This is a genomic window from Enterobacter cloacae complex sp. 2022EL-00981 (assembly GCF_028737495.1).
Classification (GTDB): Bacteria; Pseudomonadota; Gammaproteobacteria; order Enterobacterales; family Enterobacteriaceae; genus Enterobacter; species Enterobacter cloacae.
The window spans coordinates 88537-110295 of sequence record NZ_JAQZRK010000014.1; the positions used below are offsets into that span (position 1 = coordinate 88537).

19 protein-coding genes are annotated in these 21759 nt (G+C 55.6%); 11 read left to right on the plus strand and 8 right to left on the minus strand.

Translation table 11 applies throughout. The annotated features are described in order from the left end of the window. Positions 1-9 precede the first annotated feature (9 nt). The 6 genes from fabY to PUZ33_RS13945 all read right to left on the minus strand — a co-directional run bounded on the left by fabY (position 10) and on the right by PUZ33_RS13945 (position 4755). On the minus strand, positions 10-951 hold the full coding sequence (fabY, locus tag PUZ33_RS13920; RefSeq protein WP_013099362.1) for a fatty acid biosynthesis protein FabY: 942 nt from the start codon (positions 949-951) through the stop codon (positions 10-12). A 44-nt stretch (positions 952-995) separates the two neighbouring features. Beyond that, positions 996-1433 carry a D-aminoacyl-tRNA deacylase gene (gene dtd, locus PUZ33_RS13925; protein WP_058680489.1) on the minus strand — a complete coding sequence of 146 codons (438 nt, stop codon included), beginning with the start codon at positions 1431-1433 and terminating at the stop codon, positions 996-998. Next, entirely contained in the window at positions 1430-2311 is an 882-nt protein-coding gene (locus tag PUZ33_RS13930) for a virulence factor BrkB family protein (RefSeq protein ID WP_013099364.1), read from the minus strand. The genes dtd and PUZ33_RS13930 overlap by 4 nt, the downstream gene beginning before the upstream one ends. Beyond that, a complete protein-coding gene (gene yihX, locus PUZ33_RS13935; RefSeq protein WP_013099365.1) occupies positions 2305-2904 on the minus strand; it encodes a glucose-1-phosphatase in 600 nt (199 codons plus the stop codon). The genes PUZ33_RS13930 and yihX overlap by 7 nt, the downstream gene beginning before the upstream one ends. A 119-nt stretch (positions 2905-3023) precedes the next feature. Further along, entirely contained in the window at positions 3024-3824 is an 801-nt protein-coding gene (locus PUZ33_RS13940; RefSeq protein WP_058680488.1) for a DeoR/GlpR family DNA-binding transcription regulator, read from the minus strand. A gap of 34 nt (positions 3825-3858) precedes the next feature. Then, on the minus strand, positions 3859-4755 hold the full coding sequence (locus tag PUZ33_RS13945) for a sugar kinase (RefSeq protein WP_058680487.1): 897 nt from the start codon (positions 4753-4755) through the stop codon (positions 3859-3861). 154 nt (positions 4756-4909) lie between these two features. On the opposite strand from PUZ33_RS13945, the gene yihU reads away from it, so the two are divergent. The 7 genes from yihU to ompL all read left to right on the plus strand — a co-directional run bounded on the left by yihU (position 4910) and on the right by ompL (position 13647). Next, positions 4910-5800, plus strand: coding sequence for a sulfolactaldehyde 3-reductase (yihU, locus tag PUZ33_RS13950; RefSeq protein WP_058680486.1), 891 nt, complete (start codon positions 4910-4912; stop codon positions 5798-5800). Positions 5801-5817: 17 nt separating this feature from the next. After that, positions 5818-6693, plus strand: a complete 876-nt coding sequence (yihT, locus tag PUZ33_RS13955) for a sulfofructosephosphate aldolase (RefSeq protein ID WP_058680485.1) — start codon at positions 5818-5820, stop codon at positions 6691-6693. A gap of 14 nt (positions 6694-6707) precedes the next feature. Then, positions 6708-7949, plus strand: a complete 1242-nt coding sequence (yihS, locus tag PUZ33_RS13960; RefSeq protein ID WP_058680484.1) for a sulfoquinovose isomerase — start codon at positions 6708-6710, stop codon at positions 7947-7949. A 17-nt stretch (positions 7950-7966) separates the two neighbouring features. Next, the gene (locus tag PUZ33_RS13965) at positions 7967-9991 is read left to right on the plus strand and encodes an alpha-glucosidase (protein ID WP_058680483.1); all 2025 of its coding nucleotides are present in this window, start codon (positions 7967-7969) and stop codon (positions 9989-9991) included. 45 nt (positions 9992-10036) lie between these two features. Beyond that, positions 10037-11419: an MFS transporter gene (locus PUZ33_RS13970; protein ID WP_013099372.1), complete on the plus strand. Its 1383-nt coding sequence runs from the start codon at positions 10037-10039 to the stop codon at positions 11417-11419. A gap of 42 nt (positions 11420-11461) precedes the next feature. Next, complete coding sequence (locus tag PUZ33_RS13975) at positions 11462-12886, plus strand: MFS transporter (protein ID WP_058680482.1); 1425 nt, start codon at positions 11462-11464, stop codon at positions 12884-12886. A 74-nt stretch (positions 12887-12960) separates the two neighbouring features. Next, positions 12961-13647 (plus strand): porin OmpL, encoded by a 687-nt coding sequence (ompL, locus tag PUZ33_RS13980; protein ID WP_013099374.1) that lies wholly within the window; start codon positions 12961-12963, stop codon positions 13645-13647. 79 nt (positions 13648-13726) lie between these two features. Here the strand turns inward: ompL and typA are convergent, their stop codons facing one another. Continuing rightward, complete coding sequence (gene typA, locus PUZ33_RS13985; RefSeq protein ID WP_008501854.1) at positions 13727-15550, minus strand: ribosome-dependent GTPase TypA; 1824 nt, start codon at positions 15548-15550, stop codon at positions 13727-13729. A 386-nt stretch (positions 15551-15936) separates the two neighbouring features. Here typA and glnA point away from each other — a divergent pair, with 386 nt between their 5' ends. From glnA to PUZ33_RS14005, 4 genes are all read left to right on the plus strand, one after another. Then, the gene (gene glnA, locus PUZ33_RS13990) at positions 15937-17346 is read left to right on the plus strand and encodes a glutamate--ammonia ligase (RefSeq protein WP_013099376.1); all 1410 of its coding nucleotides are present in this window, start codon (positions 15937-15939) and stop codon (positions 17344-17346) included. Between the two features lie 184 nt (positions 17347-17530). Further along, on the plus strand, positions 17531-18580 hold the full coding sequence (gene glnL / locus PUZ33_RS13995) for a nitrogen regulation protein NR(II) (RefSeq protein ID WP_008501857.1): 1050 nt from the start codon (positions 17531-17533) through the stop codon (positions 18578-18580). Between the two features lie 11 nt (positions 18581-18591). Then, complete coding sequence (glnG, locus tag PUZ33_RS14000; RefSeq protein ID WP_013099377.1) at positions 18592-20004, plus strand: nitrogen regulation protein NR(I); 1413 nt, start codon at positions 18592-18594, stop codon at positions 20002-20004. A 110-nt stretch (positions 20005-20114) separates the two neighbouring features. Beyond that, a complete protein-coding gene (locus PUZ33_RS14005) occupies positions 20115-20225 on the plus strand; it encodes a YshB family small membrane protein (RefSeq protein WP_032618432.1) in 111 nt (36 codons plus the stop codon). A 67-nt stretch (positions 20226-20292) separates the two neighbouring features. On the opposite strand, the gene hemN is transcribed toward PUZ33_RS14005, so the two are convergent. Next, positions 20293-21666, minus strand: coding sequence for an oxygen-independent coproporphyrinogen III oxidase (gene hemN / locus PUZ33_RS14010; RefSeq protein ID WP_020686871.1), 1374 nt, complete (start codon positions 21664-21666; stop codon positions 20293-20295). Between the last annotated feature and the right edge of the window lie 93 nt (positions 21667-21759).

The following is a 21759-nucleotide window of genomic DNA, read 5'->3' on the forward strand; positions in this document are numbered from 1 at the left end:
CGGGGAACCTTACTCCTCTTCGTTCCCGCCCTCTTCATACGCGCCAAACGGCTTCGCAGGCAGAACGATATAGGTGCCTTCAAACACCGCGCCTGGGGTTTCATCGCCAAAGAGTTCAACCTGCATCTGTACACGGGCTTTGCGGCCGCGCGCCAGGCGGTCGAGATCGCCCCCCAAAGAGCCGAGATCGGCCACGGCGCTCGGCTTGCCGCTTATGGGTGCGCTGTAGCGAATATGGGCATCAGCCAGAATGATCGTGCCGCCAAGGTGGCGTTCACGCAGCATCAGCCAGATAAGCCCCCAGCCGGTGAGCGTGGCGAGCGAAAACAGGCTGCCGGCAAATAGCGTGTGGTGTGGGTTCTGATTGCCGGTTTCCGGCATGGTGGTAATGAATTTTTGCCCGGTGTACTGCTGAATACGCACCCCCATCTTTTCACTGAGAGGGATGTGCTGATACCAGGCCTGCTGAAGCTGTCCGCACCAGTCCGCGCGGTGGAGAATATCATCCAGCGTGGCGATGGGTTTAATCATTAAAAAGTGGCGAATCGGCGTGGTTTGCGGGGTCGTAATTTCCCCCTGATTAACAAAACCGAGTTTGGCGAAGAACTCAACGGCATCTTCGCGGGCGCTACAGGTCACGCGCTTAACGCCTTCCTGACGGGCCACTGACTCCAGGGTCATGGCCATCAACGTACCTAACCCTTTGTCCTGCACGGAGGGATGGACCGCCATAAAACGAATAGAGGCTTCGTTATCGGCATTAATATACAGACGCCCGACGGCAACGAGGTTACCCTCTTCGTCCATCACCATCTGATGATGTGCCATGGCGTCCCAGGCGTCGCGTTCAGACCCTTTAGGCTGATGTAATGGCTTGCGCAGCATTTCCCAGCGGAACTGGTAATAGGCTTCTAACTCTTCTTCCGTTTGCGGTACTCGAAGGTGATACATAGCTGTACTCTCTCTTGTTACCCGCGGCCACGCCGCCAGTTGGCTCATACCTGGAGCCAGAATGTAACGGGGCCATCGTTCACCAGCGATACCTGCATATCTGCAGCAAATCGTCCGGTTTGCGTATTCATTTCCTGTTGGCGACAACGCTCAACAAAGTACTCGCAAAGCGCTTCTGCCCGATCCGGGGCCGCACCTTTTGAGAAACTCGGGCGCATGCCGCGTTCGGTATCGGCGGCCAGCGTAAACTGTGAAACCACCAGCACGCTTCCGCCCGATTGCTGGACGTTAAGGTTCATCTTGCCTTCCGCATCACTGAAGATACGGTAGCCCAGCACGCGTTCACATAAGCGGTTGGCTTTTTGTTCGTCGTCATCCTTTTCGACACCTAACAACACTAAAAGTCCTGGGCCAATTTCACCCGTCACCTCTCCCTCCACGGTGACGCTGGCACGGGTTACGCGCTGTATCAATGCAATCATGGTTGGTCTGCTTCTTGTTGTTTTTCAGCTTCTGCTGCTTTTTTAAGTTCGCGGTATACGCCGAGAGTGACAGTTATTTCCGCACCAAGCAAGACGATACACCAGGTCCAGTAAACCCAGACAAACAAAATGGGGATCACCGCCAGTACGCCGTAAATGAGCTGATAGGAGGGGAACATGGTGATGTAAAGGGCAAACCCTTTTTTGCCCAGTTCGAAGAGTACCGCTGCTACCAGTGCGCCAACAACCGCATCACGGTTCGGCACGCGCGTGGTCGGCACCACACTGTAGAGCAGCCAGAAAGAGAGCCACGATAAAATCAGCGGGAAGATACGCAACACGTTATCAATGGCACCGTTGAGATCGCTGGCCCAGCGCAGGGAGAGCAGATAGGAGCTAATCGCCAGGCTCGCCCCCGCCAGCAGCGGGCCGAGAGTTAAAATCATCCAGTAAACAGCAAAGGAATAGACCTTCGGGCGGACTTTTTTACTCCGCCAGATCGTATTAAGCGCACTGTCGATGGAGTACATCAGCAGCAGCGCGGTGACGATAAGCCCGCACGCCCCCACTGCCGTCATCTTGCTGGAGTTTGCGACAAACTGTTCAATGTAGTTCTGGATCACATCACCAGTGGCAGGAATAAAATTCGCAAAGACGAAGTGGCGCAGCTGCAGGCTGACCTCTGCAAACATGGGAAAAGCGGAAAAAAGGGCAAAAATAACCGCCACCAGCGGTACCAGGGAGAGCAACGACACGTAGGCGAGGTTACCCGCCAGCGTGGTCATGTTGTCCTCATCAATACGGTGCCAGAGGAGTTTTAGCCAGGCCCTGAGCGGGCGAGTATGGTGCGTGGCTTTTTGATGAACGGTTTTTAGCATAACTGCTTCGCAAAGTAGTTCGGTATCGTCTCTTTTCCGGTCACCAGAATTGACGTAATACCCAACTGGTTAGCTCCCTCTATATTATCGGCATTGTCATCGAAAAAGACCGCATCGGACGCGGAGAATCCTTCCGCTTGCAGTACCGCCTGATAAATTCGCGCTTCGGGTTTACGCATTCCCATCTCCTGCGAGAGGTAGATTTTATCTGCTGCGGCCTTAACTTCTGGGTATTCCTCTGGCCAGAACGTGGTGTGCAGGCGGTTGGTGTTCGACAGCACGACGACCCGGTGACCCTGCTCGCGAAGTTTATGCATGATGTCGATAACCTCAGGGCGGATAGCGACAAATACAGCCTGCCAGCCGTGGGAGAACTGTTCGTAGCTTAACGGCAGATCCATTTCATGGCACAGACGTTCAGCAAACACTTCGTCGCTGATCTCACCCCGTTCATGCTGATGGAATGTCTCGCCCATGGCGAAACTCTGTTTTAACGTCGCCAGCGGGACACGGCTAAAATCGCTCCATGCGCCCAGCACCCGATTGAAATCGATATCGACGATTACATTTCCTAAGTCAAAGATATAAAGCATGTTTATCTCCTGCTCGCCGTGGAAAAGTAACTGTAGCGGGAAAGATAAGGTTTGGCTATGCGCCAGATTCAGCTTAAAGAAAGGAACGGCCCGAAGGGATTTTCGGGCCGTCAGAGAGGTTATCCAGCCTGCTGCTCGTCGCCTGTGCTGACTTCGACAACTTCTACCTTGCTGAATTTGAGATGGTTATGTAGCGCAGAGCCGGGCAGTTCATCGGTAAAGAGCGCCGTTGCCTGCGCCACGTTGCCAATTTCCACGGCGGCAGAGGCGGTGTATTTCGTATGATCGGCCGCCAGTAAAATATGTCTGGCATGAGCCATCATCGCTTTCACCACGCTGGCTTCATTGACGTCAAACTCCATCATCGCGCCGTCGTGTTCAATCGCCCCCACGCTGGTCACCAGATAATCCGCCCGAAAGCCAGACACGAACGCCGTCGCCGCCGGACCGATAATGCCGCCGTTATGTGGACGCAGCGTACCGCCGGGCACCATCACCTCAAAACGCGGATTTTTATAGAGGATGTGTGCCACCCGCAGACTGTTAGTGATGATACGCAGATGGTTATGATTGAGCAGCGCACGGGCCACGTGCTCCACGGTCGTGCCAATAGTGATGAAAATAGTCGAACCATCAGGAATATAGTCTGCAATCGCTTCGGCAATCGCCCGCTTCTCTTCAGTCAGCGACACTTCGCGCTGCTCAAAGGCCGTGTTCACCACGCTGGATGCCCTGCCCGCACCGCCATGATGTCGCGTAATCAGTCCCTGTTCGCTCAACTTGCGGATATCCCGGCGCACGGTTTGCGTCGAGACGTCCAGCAGCTGCGCCAGTTCATCAATGTTCATATATCCGCGATCGGCTATCAGCGTCAGCAGCTGATCGTGACGCGGGTTGCCGGTCAGTTCGGTAAGGCTCATGGGCTGTCCTCTGAAAACCATCACGCCCCGCATTTTATACAAAAAGTGACAAAAAAGAGCGGGTTTGATCACAGTCGGGTATACCTGCGCGACCGCCGGGCTGAGTACATTTCAGCGCGGCGACGGCGCTGGCGAAGCGCACGGCTTGCGCTGGAGATAACCGTTGCGCCAGGCTGACCGCCAGGGCACCGTGGAAAACATCCCCCGCCCCGGTGGTATCAACCACCTCGACCTCAAAACCCGGCTGATGGCACAGGGCATCGTTCTCCAGCCAAAAGCAGCCTTCCCGGCCCTGCGTGACATAGACGTGTCCATTTGTGAGCGTTTGTGCTTTTTTAAGCGCACCTTCCGTTTCCTCAAGATGGCTTACCCGACGCAGCCCCGGCGCGGAAAAGGCAGCATGATCGCTGAGGGCGATAAGTTCCGCGATGTCCTGAGGGGTTGTATCCGCATCGAGCAACGTTGTGACGCCTTGCTGACGGGCAAGGGTAAACGCCTGCTTCGCCCCTTCATGCCAGCGCACATCGGCTAAAACAATGTCCCATTGCGAGAAGTCGATGCCCTGCAGCCAGTCTGCCGCAGCGGGAAGATCGGGGCTGGGATAGTTCGCGATGATGCGTTCCCCGCTGCCGTCCACCAGCACCGCCGATTGTGACGAGCGGGCATCTTTCACTATGCGCGTGTAGCGGGTGTTCACCCCCAGGGATTCCAGCTCCGCAAGCAGCCTTCTGCCGGTATCGTCGTCACCCACCCGGCCAATAAAATCCACGGATGCCCCCAGTTTTGCCGCCGCCACCGCCGCAGTTGCCGCCGGGCCGCCGCCCACTTCCGTATAGTCTTTTGCGACATATTTCCCACCTTCTTTCGGTAAATCATCGAGATACCAGATGCGATCCAGCACGGTTATGCCGACACAAACGATGCGAGTCATGGTGCTTCCTTCTGCAATTCTGATGCCTTCATTTTAATTTCATCAAATGTTTAAAAAGTGACCCCTGTCAATTTTTTGACTATAAATTACAAATACGATCAAAAACAGACAACATAAACGCGCAAAAATTGACACGATATGACAGGAGAGAGGCATGTCAGCAATCGCATTTATCGGTTTAGGGCAGATGGGCGCGCCAATGGCGAAGAATCTGTTGAAGCAAGGTCACCAGCTTCAGGTCTTTGATGTGAACCCGCTGGCGGTGCAGGTCCTGGTGGAGAGCGGCGCGAAGGCGGCGGCAACGCCCGCGCAGGCCGCAACGGATGCCGAGTTCATCATTACCATGCTGCCCAACGGCGACCTGGTGCGCAGCGTGTTGTTTGGCGAACAAGACGTTTGCGAAGGCTTATCTCGCGACGCGCTGGTGATCGATATGTCGACCATTCATCCCCTGCAAACCGACGCGTTGATCCGCGACATGGCCGGGCGTGGCTTCAGCCTGATGGACGTACCTGTCGGGCGCACCTCAGACCATGCCATCGCCGGCACGCTGCTCCTGCTGGCAGGCGGCACGGCGGAGCAGGTTGAGCGCGCCACCCCCGTGTTAATGGCGATGGGCAATGAGCTGATTAACGCCGGCGGGCCGGGCATGGGCATCCGCGTGAAGCTTATCAATAACTACATGAGCATTGCGCTAAACGCCTTGTCCGCCGAGGCGGCCGTGCTGTGTGAAGCGCTCGGTCTCTCCTTTGAGGTGGCGCTCAAGGTCATGAGCGGCACGCCTGCAGGTAAAGGCCATTTCACCACCTCCTGGCCGAACAAGGTGCTGAAAGGGGATCTTTCACCCGCCTTCATGATCGATCTTGCACATAAAGATCTGGGGATCGCCCTGGACGTGGCCAACCAGCTCCACGTTCCGATGCCGCTGGGCGCGGCTTCCCGCGAAGTTTACAACCAGGCACGCGCCGCCGGGCGCGGGCGCGAAGACTGGACAGCCATTCTTGAACAGGTTCGCGCATCTGCCGGGCTGAAAAAATCACACTGATACGAAAGGACTGAGGAATGACGATGTACACCCTGAAAGATATCACCCGACCTTCCGGCGGTTTTGCGATGCTGGCCGTCGATCAGCGCGAAGCGATGCGCCTGATGTTTGCCGCAGCAGGTGCGCCGGTGCCGGTCACGGACCAGCATCTGACGGATTTTAAGGTCAATGCGGCGAAAATTCTGTCGCCGTACGCCTCTGCCATTCTCGTCGACCAGCAGTTCTGCTATCGCCAGATTGTGGAGCAGCAGGCCGTGGCTAAAAGCTGCGCGCTGATTGTGGCGGCCGACGAGTTTATTCCAGGGAACGGTATTCCCGTCGACAGCGTAACGATCGACAAGAACGTCGACGCGCAGGCGGTCAAACGCGATGGCGGCAAGGCGCTGAAATTACTGGTGCTGTGGCGTAGCGATGAAGACGCGCAGCAGCGTCTTGAGATGGTGAAGACATTTAACTCGCTGTGCCACGACAACGGCCTGCTGAGCATTATCGAGCCGGTGGTGCGTCCACCGCGTCGCGGCGCCGGGTTTAACCGCGAACAGGCGATTATCGATGCGGCCAAAGAGCTGGGTGACAGCGGTGCAGACCTCTACAAAGTGGAGATGCCGCTGTTGGGTAAAGGCACGCAGCAGGAACTGCTGGCGGCCTCGCAGAAGCTGAACGAGCACATCGCCATGCCGTGGGTGATCCTCTCCTCCGGCGTGGACGAAAAATTATTCCCGCGCGCCGTGAGCGTTGCCATGCAGGCGGGGGCATCAGGCTTTTTAGCCGGTCGCGCCGTCTGGTCATCGGTGATTGGCTTGCCGGACACCGGGCTCATGCTTCGCGATATTTCCGTACCTAAACTGCAGCGTCTGGGTGAGATCGTCGACGAAATGATGGCTCGCCGTTGAGAAAGGACCCGAACATGAAATGGTTTAACACCCTGAGCCATAACCGCTGGCTCGAACAAGAGACCGACCGCATTCTTGATTTCGGTAAAAACGCAGCCGTACCGACCGGCTTCGGCTGGCTGGGCAATAACGGGCAGGTTCGCAGCGATATGGGCACGCATCTGTGGATCACCGCCCGTATGCTGCACGTTTACGCGGTGGCGGCAAACATGGGGCGGCCCGGCGCGTACGCCCTGGTTGAGCACGGCATCAATGCCCTCAACGGCCCGCTGCGCGACAAACAGCACGGCGGCTGGTACGCCTGCGTTAACGATGAAGGCGTGGTGGATGCCTCCAAGCAGGGCTATCAGCACTTCTTCGTGCTGCTGGGCGCGGCGAGCGCCGTCACCACCGGACACCCGCAGGCGCGCAGGTTGCTGGACGACGCCATTGAGGTGATTGAGCGCTACTTCTGGAGCGAACAGGAGCAGATGTGCCTGGAATCCTGGGATGAAGCGTTCAGCAAAACGGAAGATTACCGCGGCGGTAACGCTAACATGCACGCTGTGGAAGCCTTCCTCATCGTGTATGACGTAACCCACGATCGTAAATGGCTCGACCGCGCCCTGCGCATCGCCTCGGTGATTATTCACGACGTGGCGCGCAAAGGTGAGTATCGCGTTAACGAGCATTTCGATACCAACTGGAACCCGATCCGCGACTACAACATCGATAATCCCGCCCACCGTTTTCGCGCCTACGGCGGCACACCAGGGCACTGGATTGAGTGGGGCCGCCTGATGCTGCACCTGCGTGCCGCGCTGGAAGCCCGCTTCGAAACCCCACCGGCGTGGCTGCTGGAAGACGCAAAAGGACTGTTCCACGCCACCATCCGCGATGCCTGGGCGCCAGACGGAGCCGATGGGTTCGTCTACTCCGTTGGCTGGGACGGCAAGCCTATCGTGCGCGAACGCGTGCGCTGGCCGATCGTCGAGGCGATGGGCACAGCGTATGCGCTCTACACCGTAACTGGCGAGGCGCAGTACGAAGCCTGGTATCAGAAATGGTGGGATTACTGCATCAAATACCTGATGGATTACGAGAACGGATCCTGGTGGCAGGAGCTGGACACCAACAACGAAGTGACCACCAAAGTCTGGGACGGCAAGCAGGATATTTACCACCTGCTGCACTGCCTGGTGATCCCCCGCCTGCCGCTGGCCCCGGGCTTAGCCCCTGCCGTAGCCGCCGGATTACTGGATAGCCAGGCCAAATAATAAAGACGGAGTTTTCTATGCGTACCCTACACAATATTGATCTGAAAAATAACGAACATGGCTTCACCCTGCGCTGGCAGGACCGTCTGATTTTATCCCACTCCACCGATGAACCTTGCCTGTGGATCGGCGCGGGCATTGCCGATATCGAAATGTTTCGCGGCAACTTCAGCATCAAAGACAAGCTCAACGAAAAAATCGCCCTGACGGACGCGACCGTTACACAGCAAAGCGCAGGCTGGGCGATCCGCTTTACCCGTGGCGATGCGGTGAGCGCGACGCTGCTGGTGGGTATGGATGCGGAAGGCCGTCTGGAACTGAAGCTGAAAAATGATGCCACCTGTCACAACCGCATCTGGCTGCGGCTGGCGGCCCAGCCTGAAGATCATATCTACGGCTGCGGCGAGCAGTTCTCGTACTTTGATCTGCGCGGAAAGCCGTTCCCGCTGTGGACCAGCGAACAGGGGGTGGGCCGCAATAAGCAGACCTACGTGACCTGGCAGGCCGACTGCAAAGAGAATGCGGGCGGCGATTATTACTGGACCTTCTTCCCCCAGCCTACCTTCGTGAGCACCCAGAAGTACTACTGCCACGTGGATAACAGCTGCTACATGAACTTCGACTTCAGCGCGCCGGATTTCCACGAACTGGCGTTCTGGGAAGATAACGCCACGCTGCGCTTTGAATGTGCAGAAACCTACGTCGATCTGCTGGAAAAACTCACCGGCCTGCTGGGGCGTCAGCCGGAGCTGCCGGACTGGGTTTACGACGGCGTGACGCTGGGTATTCAGGGCGGCACCGGGGTGTGTCAGCACAAGCTCGACGTCATGCGTCAGGGCGGGGTGAAGGTGAACGGCATCTGGGCGCAGGACTGGTCCGGCATCCGCATGACCTCCTTTGGCAAACGCGTGATGTGGAACTGGAAGTGGAACAGCGAGCTGTATCCGCAGCTTAATGAGCGTATTGCACAGTGGAAACAGGAAGGCGTGCAGTTCCTCTCCTATATCAACCCGTACGTCGCCAGCGACAAAGATCTCTGTGAAGAGGCGGCAAAACGCGGCTATCTGACCAAAAATGCCGACGGCAAGGACTACCACGTCGAGTTTGGCGAGTTTTACGCGGGCGTCATCGACCTGACCAACCCGGAAGCCTACGGCTGGTACAAAGAGGTGATCAAAAAGAACCTGATCGAACTGGGTTGCGGCGGCTGGATGGCCGATTTTGGCGAATATCTGCCAACCGATACCTTCCTGCACAACGGCGTCAGCGCGGAGATCATGCATAACGCCTGGCCTGCCCTGTGGGCTAAATGTAACTACGAGGCGCTGGAAGAGACCGGCAAGCTCGGCGAGATCCTGTTCTTCATGCGCGCGGGTTATACCGGCAGCCAGAAGCACTCGGTAATGATGTGGGCGGGAGATCAGAACGTCGACTGGAGCCTGGACGACGGTCTGGCGTCCGTCGTACCTGCTGCGCTGTCTCTGGCGATGACCGGTCACGGGCTACACCACAGCGACATCGGCGGCTATACCACCCTGTTCGAGATGAAACGCACCAAAGAGTTGTTGCTGCGCTGGTGCGACTTCAGCGCCTTTACGCCGATGATGCGTACCCACGAAGGTAACCGCCCGGGTGACAACTGGCAGTTCGACGGTGACGCCGAAACCATCGCGCACTTTGCACGTATGACCACCGTGTTCACCACCCTGAAGCCGTACATCAAAGCTGCGGTTGCGCAGAACGCGAAAAGTGGCCTGCCGGTGATGCGCCCGTTGTTCCTGCATTATGAAGACGACGCGCGCGCCTACACGCTGAAATACCAGTACCTGTTTGGCCGCGATCTGCTGGTGGCACCGGTTCATGAAGAGGGCCGCCACGACTGGACGCTCTATCTTCCGCAGGACAACTGGGTAAATGTGTGGACGGGTGAAACCTGCCAGGGCGGTGAGGTGACCGTTGCTGCCCCGCTCGGCAAACCGCCGGTCTTCTATCGCCAGCAAAGCGAATGGGCAGATCTGTTTAACACCTTACGTCATATCTGATAAGGCTCGCCCGCGGGGAAACCTGCGGGCAGACGGAGAACAATAATGAGTCAACATACTTCTGATCCGGCAACCCTACGCCTGCCGTTTAAAGAAAAACTCGCCTACGGGATGGGCGATCTCGGCTCTAACATCCTGCTGGATATCGGCACGCTGTATCTGCTGAAGTTTTATACCGACGTGCTGGGCCTGCCGGGTACCTACGGCGGGATCATCTTCCTGATTGCCAAATTCTTTACCGCCTTCACCGATATGGGTACCGGGATCATGCTCGACTCCCGGCGCAACATCGGCCCGAAAGGGAAATTCCGCCCGTTCGTGCTGTATGCCGCCTTCCCGGTGACCTTGCTGGCGATTGCCAACTTCGTCGGTACGCCGTTTGAAATCACCGGTAAAACGGTGATGGCAACGGTGCTGTTCATGCTGTACGGCCTGTTCTTCAGCATGATGAACTGTTCTTACGGCGCGATGGTGCCCGCCATTACCAAAAACCCGGACGAACGCGCCTCGCTGGCCGCCTGGCGTCAGGGCGGCGCCACGCTTGGCCTGCTGCTCTGTACCGTCGGTTTTGTCCCGGTAATGAACCTGATTGAGGGCAACGATCAGCTTGGCTATATCTTTGCCGCCACGCTTTTCTCTCTGTTCGGGCTGTTCTTTATGTGGTGGTGCTACAAGGGCGTGACCGAGCGTTACGTCGAGACGCAGCCTGCTCATCCGGCGCAAAAACCGGGGCTGTTGCAGTCGTTTCGCGCCATTGCCGGAAACCGTCCGCTGTTTATCCTGTGCATCGCCAACCTCTGCACGCTGGGTGCCTTTAACGTCAAACTCGCCATCCAGGTTTACTACACGCAGTACGTACTGAACGACCCGATCCTGCTGTCGTACATGGGTTTCTTCAGCATGGGCTGTATTTTTATCGGCGTCTTTATGATGCCCGGCGCGGTGCGGCGCTTCGGCAAGAAAAAAGTCTATATCGGCGGGCTGATGGTTTGGGTGGCGGGCGATCTGCTCAACTACTTCTTCGGCGGCGGCTCGGTGAGCTTTGTGGCGTTCTCCTGCCTGGCCTTCTTCGGCTCCGCATTCGTGAACAGCCTGAACTGGGCGCTGGTATCCGATACCGTGGAATACGGCGAGTGGCGCACCGGCGTGCGATCTGAAGGAACGGTTTACACCGGCTTTACCTTCTTCAGGAAGGTATCCCAGGCACTGGCGGGCTTCTTCCCGGGGATCATGCTCACGCAAATTGGCTATGTGCCCAATGTGGTGCAATCCGCCGGAACGGTTGAAGGACTGCGGCAGCTGATTTTTATCTATCCGAGCCTGCTGGCGGTCATCACCATTGTGGCGATGGGCTGTTTCTACAATCTCAACGAGAAGATGTATGTGCGCATCGTGGAAGAGATCGAACTGCGTAAACGTACGGCATAAATGACGAGATAGAGCGCCCTGCGGGCGCTCTGAGGATCGACCATGACATATAACACTGATCCGTTAACCCTGAAATTGAGCCTGCGAGAGAAGTGCGCCTACGGGATGGGCGATTTTGGCTCGAATCTGATGCTGTGTATTGGCACGCTGTATCTGCTGAAGTTTTACACCGACGAACTGGGCATGCCCGCCTTCTATGGCGGCATTATTTTCCTGGTAGCGAAGTTTTTTACCGCGTTCACCGACATGCTGACCGGCGTGCTGCTGGACTCCCGGCGTAACATCGGCGCGAAGGGAAAATTCCGGCCATTCATTCTTTATGCCTCCGTCCCGGTGGCGCTGGTCGCGACGGCGCAGTTTATGGCCAACGACTTTAGCCTGACGGTGAAAACGGCGCTCGCCACCGTGCTCTTCATGATGTTTGGCCTCTGCTATAGCCTGATGAATTGCGCCTACGGTGCGATGGTCCCGGCCATCACCAAAAACCCGAACGAGCGCGCACAGCTTGCGGCGTGGCGTCAGGGCGGCGCAACCGTGGGGCTGTTGCTCTGCACCGTCGGCTTTATGCCCATTCAGGCGCTGTTCGTCAGCCAGCCCTCCCTCGGCTATCTGGTGGCGGCGCTGGTGTTCGTCACCGGTGGCCTGGTCTGCATGTGGTGGTGCTACAGCGGCGTGAAAGAGCGCTACGTGGAGCTTACGCCCGATCACCATAAGCCCGGCATTCTGAAATCATTCTGCGCGATTTTCCGCAATCCGCCGCTACTGGTGCTGTGTATCGCCAACCTGTGTACCCTTGCCGCGTTTAACATCAAGCTGGCGATTCAGGTCTATTACACCCAGTACGTGCTAAACGATCTGCATTTGCTGTCGTGGATGGGCTTTTTCAGCATGGGCTGCATTCTGATTGGCGTGTTTCTGGTGCCCGGCGCGGTGAAGCGCTTTGGCAAAAAACCGGTTTATCTGGGTGGGCTGGCGCTGTGGGCGGTGGGCGACGTGCTGAACTTCTTCTGGGGGACCAGTTCCCTGCTGTTCGTGCTGTTTTCCTGCATGGCGTTTTTCGGCACGGCGTTTGTGAACAGCCTGAACTGGGCGCTGGTACCGGATACCGTTGATTACGGCGAGTGGAAAACGGGCATTCGTGCTGAAGGGTCGGTTTATACCGGCTATACCTTCTCACGCAAAATCTCTGCCGCCCTCGCCGGTTTTCTGCCTGGCATCATGCTGACCCAGATTGGCTACGTTCCCCATGCGGTGCAGAGCGCTGGCACGCTACTTGGCCTGCGTCAGCTTATTTTCCTCTGGCCGTGCGGCCTGGCCGTCGTTGCCGCCGTGACCATGGGGCTGTTTTATAAACTCAACGAAGCGCGCTTCGCCTTTATTATCGAGGAGATTGGAAAACGGAAAAAACAAACCGCGAATACCCCTGAGATAACCACCAACAATAAAGCGTCAGCAGTCACTTTATAACAATAAAACCGGCCACTATGTCCTTCCTGTTCATCAGGAGGGAGGCCTTTCTGTACCTGATACATGGACAAATTATGAAAAGAATCATTACTGTACTGATCGTGTCGTCTGTGTCCTGCCCGGTATTTGCCGGGGCTTATGTCGAAACCCGCGAAGCATACAATACGGCCTCTGAGCTCCACGAGGTGATCCTGCGTGCAGGCTATAACTTCGATATGGGCGCGGGGCTGATGTTCACCAATGCCTATAACGTGGGGAAATGGGATGAGCTTAAGCACAGCTATAACGAAATAGAGGGGTGGTATCCGCTCTTTAAACCCACCGACAAGCTCACCTTCCAGCCCGGCGGATTGATTAACGACAGCAGCGCAGGATCAGGTGGTGCGGTCTATTTAGATACCAATTATAAATTTACGGACGGGTTCAACCTGACGTTCCGCTATCGCTATAACCATAACAATTACGATACGCCGGACTATAACGGACAGATGGATAAGAACGATACGCACGAGTTTGCTAACTACTGGAATTTCAAAGTGACGGATGCGTTTTTTTATACCTTTGAACCGCACTTTTTCCAGCGGGTGAATGATTACCACAGCAAAAATGGCAAAGATCATCACTGGGAAATTACCAATAAATTCAGCTACAAGATCGACAAAAACTGGCTGCCATATCTTGAACTGCAGTGGCTGGACAGATGGAATGATTACAACCGGGAGCAGTACCGGATTCGCCTGGGTTTGCGGTATTCGTTCTAATAAAAAAAGCCGCTGAGCAATCAGCGGCTTTTTACTGCCGGGCGGCGCATGCGCTTACCCGGCTAACGGAATGACCGTATTACTCTTCTTTCGCACCGCGCATTGCACGTTTACGATCGTTCTCGGTCAGGTGACGTTTACGGATACGGATAGACAGTGGAGTCACTTCTACCAGTTCGTCGTCATCGATGAATTCCAGAGCCTGCTCCAGCGTCATCTTGATCGGTGGAACCAGAACCGTTGCTTCGTCAGTACCGGACGCACGCATGTTGGTCAGTTTCTTACCGGTCAGGCAGTTTACCGTCAGGTCGTTAGAACGACTGTGAATACCGATGATCTGGCCTTCATACACTTCAGCACCGTGACCCAGGAACAGCTTACCGCGATCCTGCAGACCGAACAGCGCAAACGCAACCGCTTTACCCTGACCGTTAGAGATCAGCACGCCGTTGTTACGCTGGCCCACTTCACCCGGACGTACGTCGTCGTAGTGGCTGAAGGTGGAGTACAGCAGACCGGTACCGGAAGTCATGGTCATGAACTCAGAACGGAAGCCGATCAGGCCACGGCTTGGGATCACGTAGTCGAGACGTACGCGGCCTTTGCCATCTGGATTCATGTTTTTCAGGTCGCCTTTACGCTCACCCAGAGCCTGCATCACAGAACCCTGGTGCTGCTCTTCAACGTCCAGCGTTACGTTTTCGAACGGCTCTTGTTTACGGCCGTCGATTTCGCGGAAGATAACTTTCGGACGGGAAACCGCCATCTCGAAACCTTCACGACGCATGTTTTCGATCAGAACAGACAGGTGCAGTTCACCACGACCGGATACGCGGAAGGCATCAGCGTCTTCCGTTTCTTCAACGCGCAGCGCAACGTTGTGCACCAGCTCTTTGTTCAGGCGGTCAAGGATCTGACGAGAGGTAACGAATTTACCTTCTTTACCACAGAACGGAGAGGTGTTGACGTTGAAGAACATGGTTACCGTTGGTTCATCAACAGACAGGGCTGGCAGCGCTTCCACGTTCTGCGGGTCGCAGATGGTGTCAGAGATGTTCAGCTCGCCCAGACCGGTGATCGCGATGATATCGCCCGCTTCAGCCAGATCGCTGTCGATACGCTCCAGACCCAGGTGAGTCAGCACTTTGCCCACTTTACCGTTACGGGTTTTGCCTTCGCTATCGATGATAGTAACCTGCTGGTTCGGCTTCACTTTACCGCGTTTGATGCGGCCGATACCGATAACGCCAACGTAGTTGTTGTAGTCCAGCTGGGAGATCTGCATCTGCAGAGGACCATCAAGATCAACATCCGGAGCCGGTACGTGATCGACAATCGCCTGATACAGCGGGGTCATGTCTTCCGCCATATCTTCGTGATCCAGACCCGCAATACCATTCAGCGCCGAAGCGTAGATGATAGGGAAGTCCAGCTGCTCGTCGGTCGCGTCAAGGTTAACGAACAGGTCGAACACCTGATCAACAACCCAGTCAGGACGTGCGCCAGGACGGTCAACCTTGTTGATAACAACAATAGGCTTCAGGCCATGGGCAAATGCTTTTTTGGTCACGAAACGCGTTTGCGGCATTGGGCCGTCAAAGGCGTCAACCACCAGCAGCACGGAATCCACCATGGACATCACGCGCTCAACTTCACCACCGAAGTCGGCGTGCCCTGGGGTATCAACGATGTTGATACGGTAGTCATTCCATTTGATAGCGGTGTTTTTCGCGAGGATGGTAATCCCACGCTCTTTCTCCAAATCGTTGGAGTCCATCACACGCTCTTGAGTTTCGGCACGTGCATCAAACGTACCGGATTGCTGCAGCAGCTTATCAACCAGGGTAGTTTTACCATGGTCAACGTGCGCGATGATGGCGATGTTACGCAAATTTTCGATCACAACTTTGCCTCAGGCATTAGAAATAGCGCGTTATTGTACACGGATTAATCGCACTACAAAACAGGATCACAAACATCCCCCGCAAACAAGTATTGCAGAGATGCTTTGTGATCGCTTTCACGGAGCGTAAAAAGGGCACTTTAACGAAAATTGCACCAATATGGTGCTCAGTGTTCACACTGAAGCACTATACTGGTGCAACATAACCATTGTGGTGCAGCACTTTTGCACTATGGTGTGCATGATAACGCCTTTTTGGGGTGTTTTAAAAGTTGGCACAGATTTCGCTTTATAAAAATACGGCAAAAAGATGGCCTCATAGCCACCTTGATAGAAGTTGAAGACCTCGTTACCACGACGACAATGACCAATCTGGAGAGTTAAGTATGTCCGCTGAACACGTTTTGACGATGCTGAACGAACATGAAGTGAAGTTTGTTGATCTGCGCTTCACCGATACTAAAGGTAAAGAACAGCACGTCACAATTCCTGCTCATCAGGTAAACGCCGAATTCTTTGAAGAAGGCAAAATGTTTGACGGCTCCTCCATTGGTGGCTGGAAAGGCATTAACGAATCTGACATGGTTCTGATGCCAGACGCGACCACGGCGGTCATTGATCCGTTCTTCGAAGAGCCAACCCTGATCATCCGTTGCGATATCCTCGAGCCAGGCACGCTGCAGGGCTACGACCGTGACCCACGCTCCATCGCTAAACGTGCAGAAGAGTACCTGCGTTCTACCGGCATCGCAGACACCGTTCTGTTCGGGCCAGAGCCAGAATTCTTCCTGTTCGATGACATTCGTTTCGGTGCCTCTATCTCTGGCTCCCACGTGGCTATCGACGACATCGAAGGTGCATGGAACTCCTCCACCAAATACGAAGGTGGTAACAAAGGTCACCGTCCTGGCGTGAAAGGCGGTTACTTCCCGGTTCCTCCGGTCGATTCTTCACAGGACATCCGTTCCACCATGTGTCTGGTGATGGAAGAGATGGGCCTGGTAGTTGAAGCTCACCACCACGAAGTGGCGACTGCTGGTCAGAACGAAGTGGCAACCCGCTTCAACACCATGACCAAAAAAGCGGACGAAATTCAGATCTACAAATACGTTGTGCACAACGTTGCACACCGTTTCGGTAAAACCGCGACCTTCATGCCAAAACCAATGTTTGGCGACAACGGTTCCGGTATGCACTGCCACATGTCCCTGTCCAAGAACGGTACCAACCTGTTCTCTGGTGACAAATATGCAGGTCTGTCTGAGCAGGCGCTGTACTACATTGGCGGCGTAATCAAACACGCTAAAGCGATCAACGCCCTGGCGAACCCAACCACCAACTCTTACAAGCGTCTGGTCCCAGGCTACGAAGCACCTGTTATGCTGGCTTACTCAGCGCGTAACCGTTCTGCTTCTATCCGTATCCCGGTGGTGGCTTCTCCTAAAGCGCGTCGTATCGAAGTGCGCTTCCCGGATCCAGCAGCTAACCCATACCTGTGCTTCGCAGCACTGCTGATGGCCGGTCTGGACGGTATCAAGAACAAGATCCACCCAGGCGAAGCAATGGACAAAAACCTGTATGACCTGCCGCCAGAAGAAGCGAAAGAGATCCCACAGGTTGCAGGCTCTCTGGAAGAAGCCCTGCAGGCACTGGACGCTGACCGCGAGTTCCTGACTGCGGGTGGCGTGTTCACTGACGACGCTATCGATGCTTACATCGCCCTGCGTACTGAAGAGAACGACCGCGTGCGCATGACTCCGCATCCGGTTGAATTCGAACTGTACTACAGCGTTTAAGTTACAACGGGTTTCGCGCCACCCATCAGGCGCGGCCCCGAAAGCTTTTTTTGTTGCCGTGGAAACTTTCAGCCCATCTCCGGATGGGCTTTTTTCTCCACCAACAACCTGATCTCACGCGCTTTTTACGACGAAAAAGCTATACTGCACTAAATTAGTGCAACCAACTCCAGGAGACTGCTGAATGGCAACTGGCACGCTGCCCGATGCTGGGCAGATCCTCAATTCGTTAATTAACAGCATTTTGCTGGTCGACGACGAGCTGGCTGTTCATTACGCCAACCCGGCGGCGCAGCAACTGCTCGCCCAAAGCGCACGCAAACTGTTTGGCACTCCGCTGCCAGAATTATTGAGCTATTTTTCGCTGAACATTGGCCTGATGCAGGAAAGTCTGCAGGCCGGTCAGGGGTTCACCGATAACGAAGTGACGCTGGTGATCGACGGGCGCTCGCATATTTTGTCGCTTACCGCGCAACGTCTTCCTGAAGGGCTGATCCTGCTCGAAATGGCGCCGATGGACAATCAGCGCCGACTGAGCCAGGAGCAACTTCAGCATGCGCAGCAAATTGCTGCCCGCGATCTGGTGCGGGGCCTGGCGCATGAAATCAAAAACCCACTGGGCGGATTACGCGGGGCGGCGCAGCTGTTAACCAAAGCGCTGCCGGACCCTGCGCTGGCGGAGTATACCAACGTCATCATTGAGCAGGCCGACCGTCTGCGTAACCTGGTTGACCGCCTGCTCGGGCCGCAACAGCCGGGTATGCATGTCACCGAAAGCATTCATAAAGTGGCTGAACGGGTGGTGAAGCTCGTCTCAATGGAGCTGCCGGAGAACGTTACGCTGGTGCGTGATTATGACCCCAGCCTGCCGGAACTGGCGCACGATCCGGACCAGATTGAGCAGGTCCTGCTGAATATTGTGCGTAATGCGCTGCAGGCTCTGGGACCGGAAGGCGGCGAAATCATTTTGCGTACCCGTACCGCATTCCAGCTCACCTTGCATGGCGTGCGCTATCGGCTGGCGGCACGCATCGACGTTGAGGATAACGGGCCGGGGATCCCATCTCATCTGCAGGACACCCTGTTCTACCCGATGGTCAGCGGTCGCGAAGGCGGTACCGGGCTGGGATTATCCATTGCCCGCAGTTTGATCGATCAACACTCTGGAAAAATTGAATTTACCAGTTGGCCGGGACATACCGAGTTTTCGGTTTTCCTGCCGATTAAAAAATAAAGGTGACGTTTATGCAACGAGGGATAGTCTGGGTAGTCGATGACGATAGCTCCATCCGTTGGGTGCTTGAACGCGCGCTCACAGGGGCGGGATTAAGCTGCACGACGTTTGAGAGCGGCAGCGAAGTGCTCGACGCACTCACCACCAAAACGCCGGATGTTCTGCTGTCGGATATTCGTATGCCGGGTATGGACGGGCTGGCGCTTTTAAAGCAGATCAAACAACGCCACCCTATGCTTCCGGTCATCATAATGACGGCACACTCCGATCTGGATGCCGCCGTTAGCGCCTATCAGCAAGGGGCATTCGACTACCTGCCCAAGCCATTTGATATCGACGAAGCGGTCGCGCTGGTTGAGCGCGCCATTAGCCATTACCAGGAGCAGCAACAGCCGCGTAATGCGCCCGATTTCGGCCCTACCACGGACATCATTGGCGAAGCACCGGCGATGCAGGATGTGTTTCGCATTATTGGCCGTCTGTCGCGTTCGTCCATCAGCGTATTGATTAATGGCGAATCGGGCACCGGTAAAGAGCTGGTCGCGCACGCCTTACATCGCCATAGCCCGCGGGCAAAAGCGCCGTTTATCGCCCTGAATATGGCGGCTATCCCGAAAGATTTGATTGAATCCGAACTGTTCGGCCACGAAAAAGGCGCCTTTACCGGGGCAAATACCATTCGTCAGGGCCGCTTCGAACAGGCTGACGGGGGGACATTATTCCTGGATGAAATTGGCGATATGCCGCTGGATGTTCAGACCCGTCTTCTGCGCGTGCTGGCCGACGGACAGTTTTATCGCGTAGGCGGTTATGCGCCGGTGAAAGTGGATGTACGCATTATTGCCGCGACGCACCAGAACCTGGAGCAACGCGTGCAGGAGGGAAAATTCCGTGAGGATTTATTCCATCGCCTGAACGTCATCCGCGTCCATCTGCCGCCGCTACGTGAACGTCGCGAAGATATCCCTCGCCTGGCGCGTCACTTCCTGCAGGTCGCCGCGCGTGAACTGGGTGTCGAAGCCAAACAGCTTCACCCGGAAACCGATGCCGCCCTCACCCGCCTGGCCTGGCCGGGTAACGTGCGTCAGCTGGAAAATACCTGTCGCTGGCTCACCGTCATGGCCGCCGGACAGGAGGTCTTGATTCAGGATCTGCCGGCCGAGCTGTTTGAAGCGACCGCCCCTGAAAGCAGTACGGGCCATGCGCTGCCGGACAGCTGGGCGACGCTGCTGGCGCAGTGGGCCGATCGCGCGCTGCGTTCCGGTCATCAAAATTTGCTCTCTGAGGCGCAGCCGGAGATGGAACGCACGCTGTTAACCACCGCGCTTCGTCATACGCAGGGCCATAAACAGGAAGCAGCCCGCCTGCTGGGGTGGGGACGTAATACCCTGACGCGTAAGCTTAAAGAGCTGGGAATGGAGTAATCTTCACCGCTGTGTAAAGATTACTAATTGAGCGCAAATTGCCGTTATTTTGCGCTTTACTGTGTCGATGAGTTTTGTATGATCGTGCCCGGAAATTGGGGGTGAACATCATGCTGGAAACATTAGTACATATGCTCTCTAGCGGAGCCGCAGAAAGCCACACGCCGCAAACCGCAGTTGCTGCAGTGTTGTGTGCGGCGCTGGTTGGTCTGTTTAGCTAGCGGGTAAAAATGTAAAAGCCGGGTGGCGGCTTCGCCTTACCCGGCCTACGTTTCATGCTTTTGCGGCTTAAATCACCCGCGAGAACTGCTGCATACGCGCTTTCTGCCGAAGGTAAGCGTCAAAGCACATGCAGATATTACGAATCAATAAACGTCCTTTCGGCGTGACCTCAATCGCATTCTCCGACACATCCACCAGCCCGTCCTTCGCCAGCGGCGCCAGCAGCTTCAGGTCTTCTGCAAAATAATCGCTAAAGTGCAGATCCCACTGCGACTCAACGTCGCTGAAATCGAGACGGAAGTTGCAGATAAGCGCCTTAATCACATCACGACGAATGCAGTCGTCACGTGTTAACGCGATGCCGCGCCACAGCGCGTTGCCCTTTTCATCCACCTGCTGATAGTAGAGCTTCAACTCTTTCTGGTTTTGCGCGTAGCAATCGCCAATCATGCTGATGGCGGAAACGCCCATCCCCAGCAAATCGGTATCGCCCTGGGTGGTATAGCCCTGGAAATTACGGTGCAGTACCCCTTCGCGCTGAGCAACAGCCAGCTCGTCATCCGGACGGGCAAAGTGATCCATACCGATAAACTGATAGCCGGTCTCGGTCAGCGAGGTAATGGTTTCCTGGAGAATATCCAGTTTCTGTTGAGCAGAAGGCAGATCGGCATCTTTGATTTTGCGCTGCGCGGCAAAGAGCGTCGGCAGATGCGCATAGTTAAACACGCTCAGGCGGTCCGGGTTGAGTTCAGCTACACGTTTCAGCGTAAAGGCAAAGCTCTCCGGTGTCTGCTTTGGCAGGCCGTAAATCAGATCGATATTGGTTGAGGTGAAACCAATTTCACGCGCATGGTTGAGTAAGGCAAAGATAAATTCTTCGTCCTGCTCGCGGTTCACCAGACGCTGAACCTCTTTATTGAAGTCCTGAACGCCCATACTCAGGCGATTGAAGCCTTCGGCACGTAAATGATCCAGCACATCCAACTCAATTTCACGCGGATCGACCTCGATCGAGATTTCGGCGTCGTCATTAAAATGAAAATTGCCGCGAAGAAGCGCCATCAAACGGCTGATCTGCGCTTTATTCAGATAGGTTGGCGTACCGCCGCCCCAGTGAAGCTGGCTGACGTGACGGCCAGTAAACAACGGCGCGCGATGCAAAATTTCCTGCTCCAGCGCATCCAGATACTGATCGGCTTTATGCTGCTGACGGGTGACAATTTTATTGCAGCCGCAGAAGTAGCAGAGCTTATGGCAGAACGGAATATGGACGTAGAGCGACAGCGGGCGTTCTGGATAGCGCGCGACGGCCTGCTGAAAATCACCCTCACCGAAGGCATCGGAGAACTCCAGCGCGGTGGGGTATGAGGTATAACGCGGCCCGGAATAGTTATATTTCTGGATCAGGGCCAAATCCCAGTCGATAGATGGTACAGACATGCTCACTCCTTCCGTTGGTGTCGCGTTCGTATACGGCGGCCCGTTCTGGCCCCATTGCGGACCATCATTCGGGTGCGCAGCCACTTCTGTCGC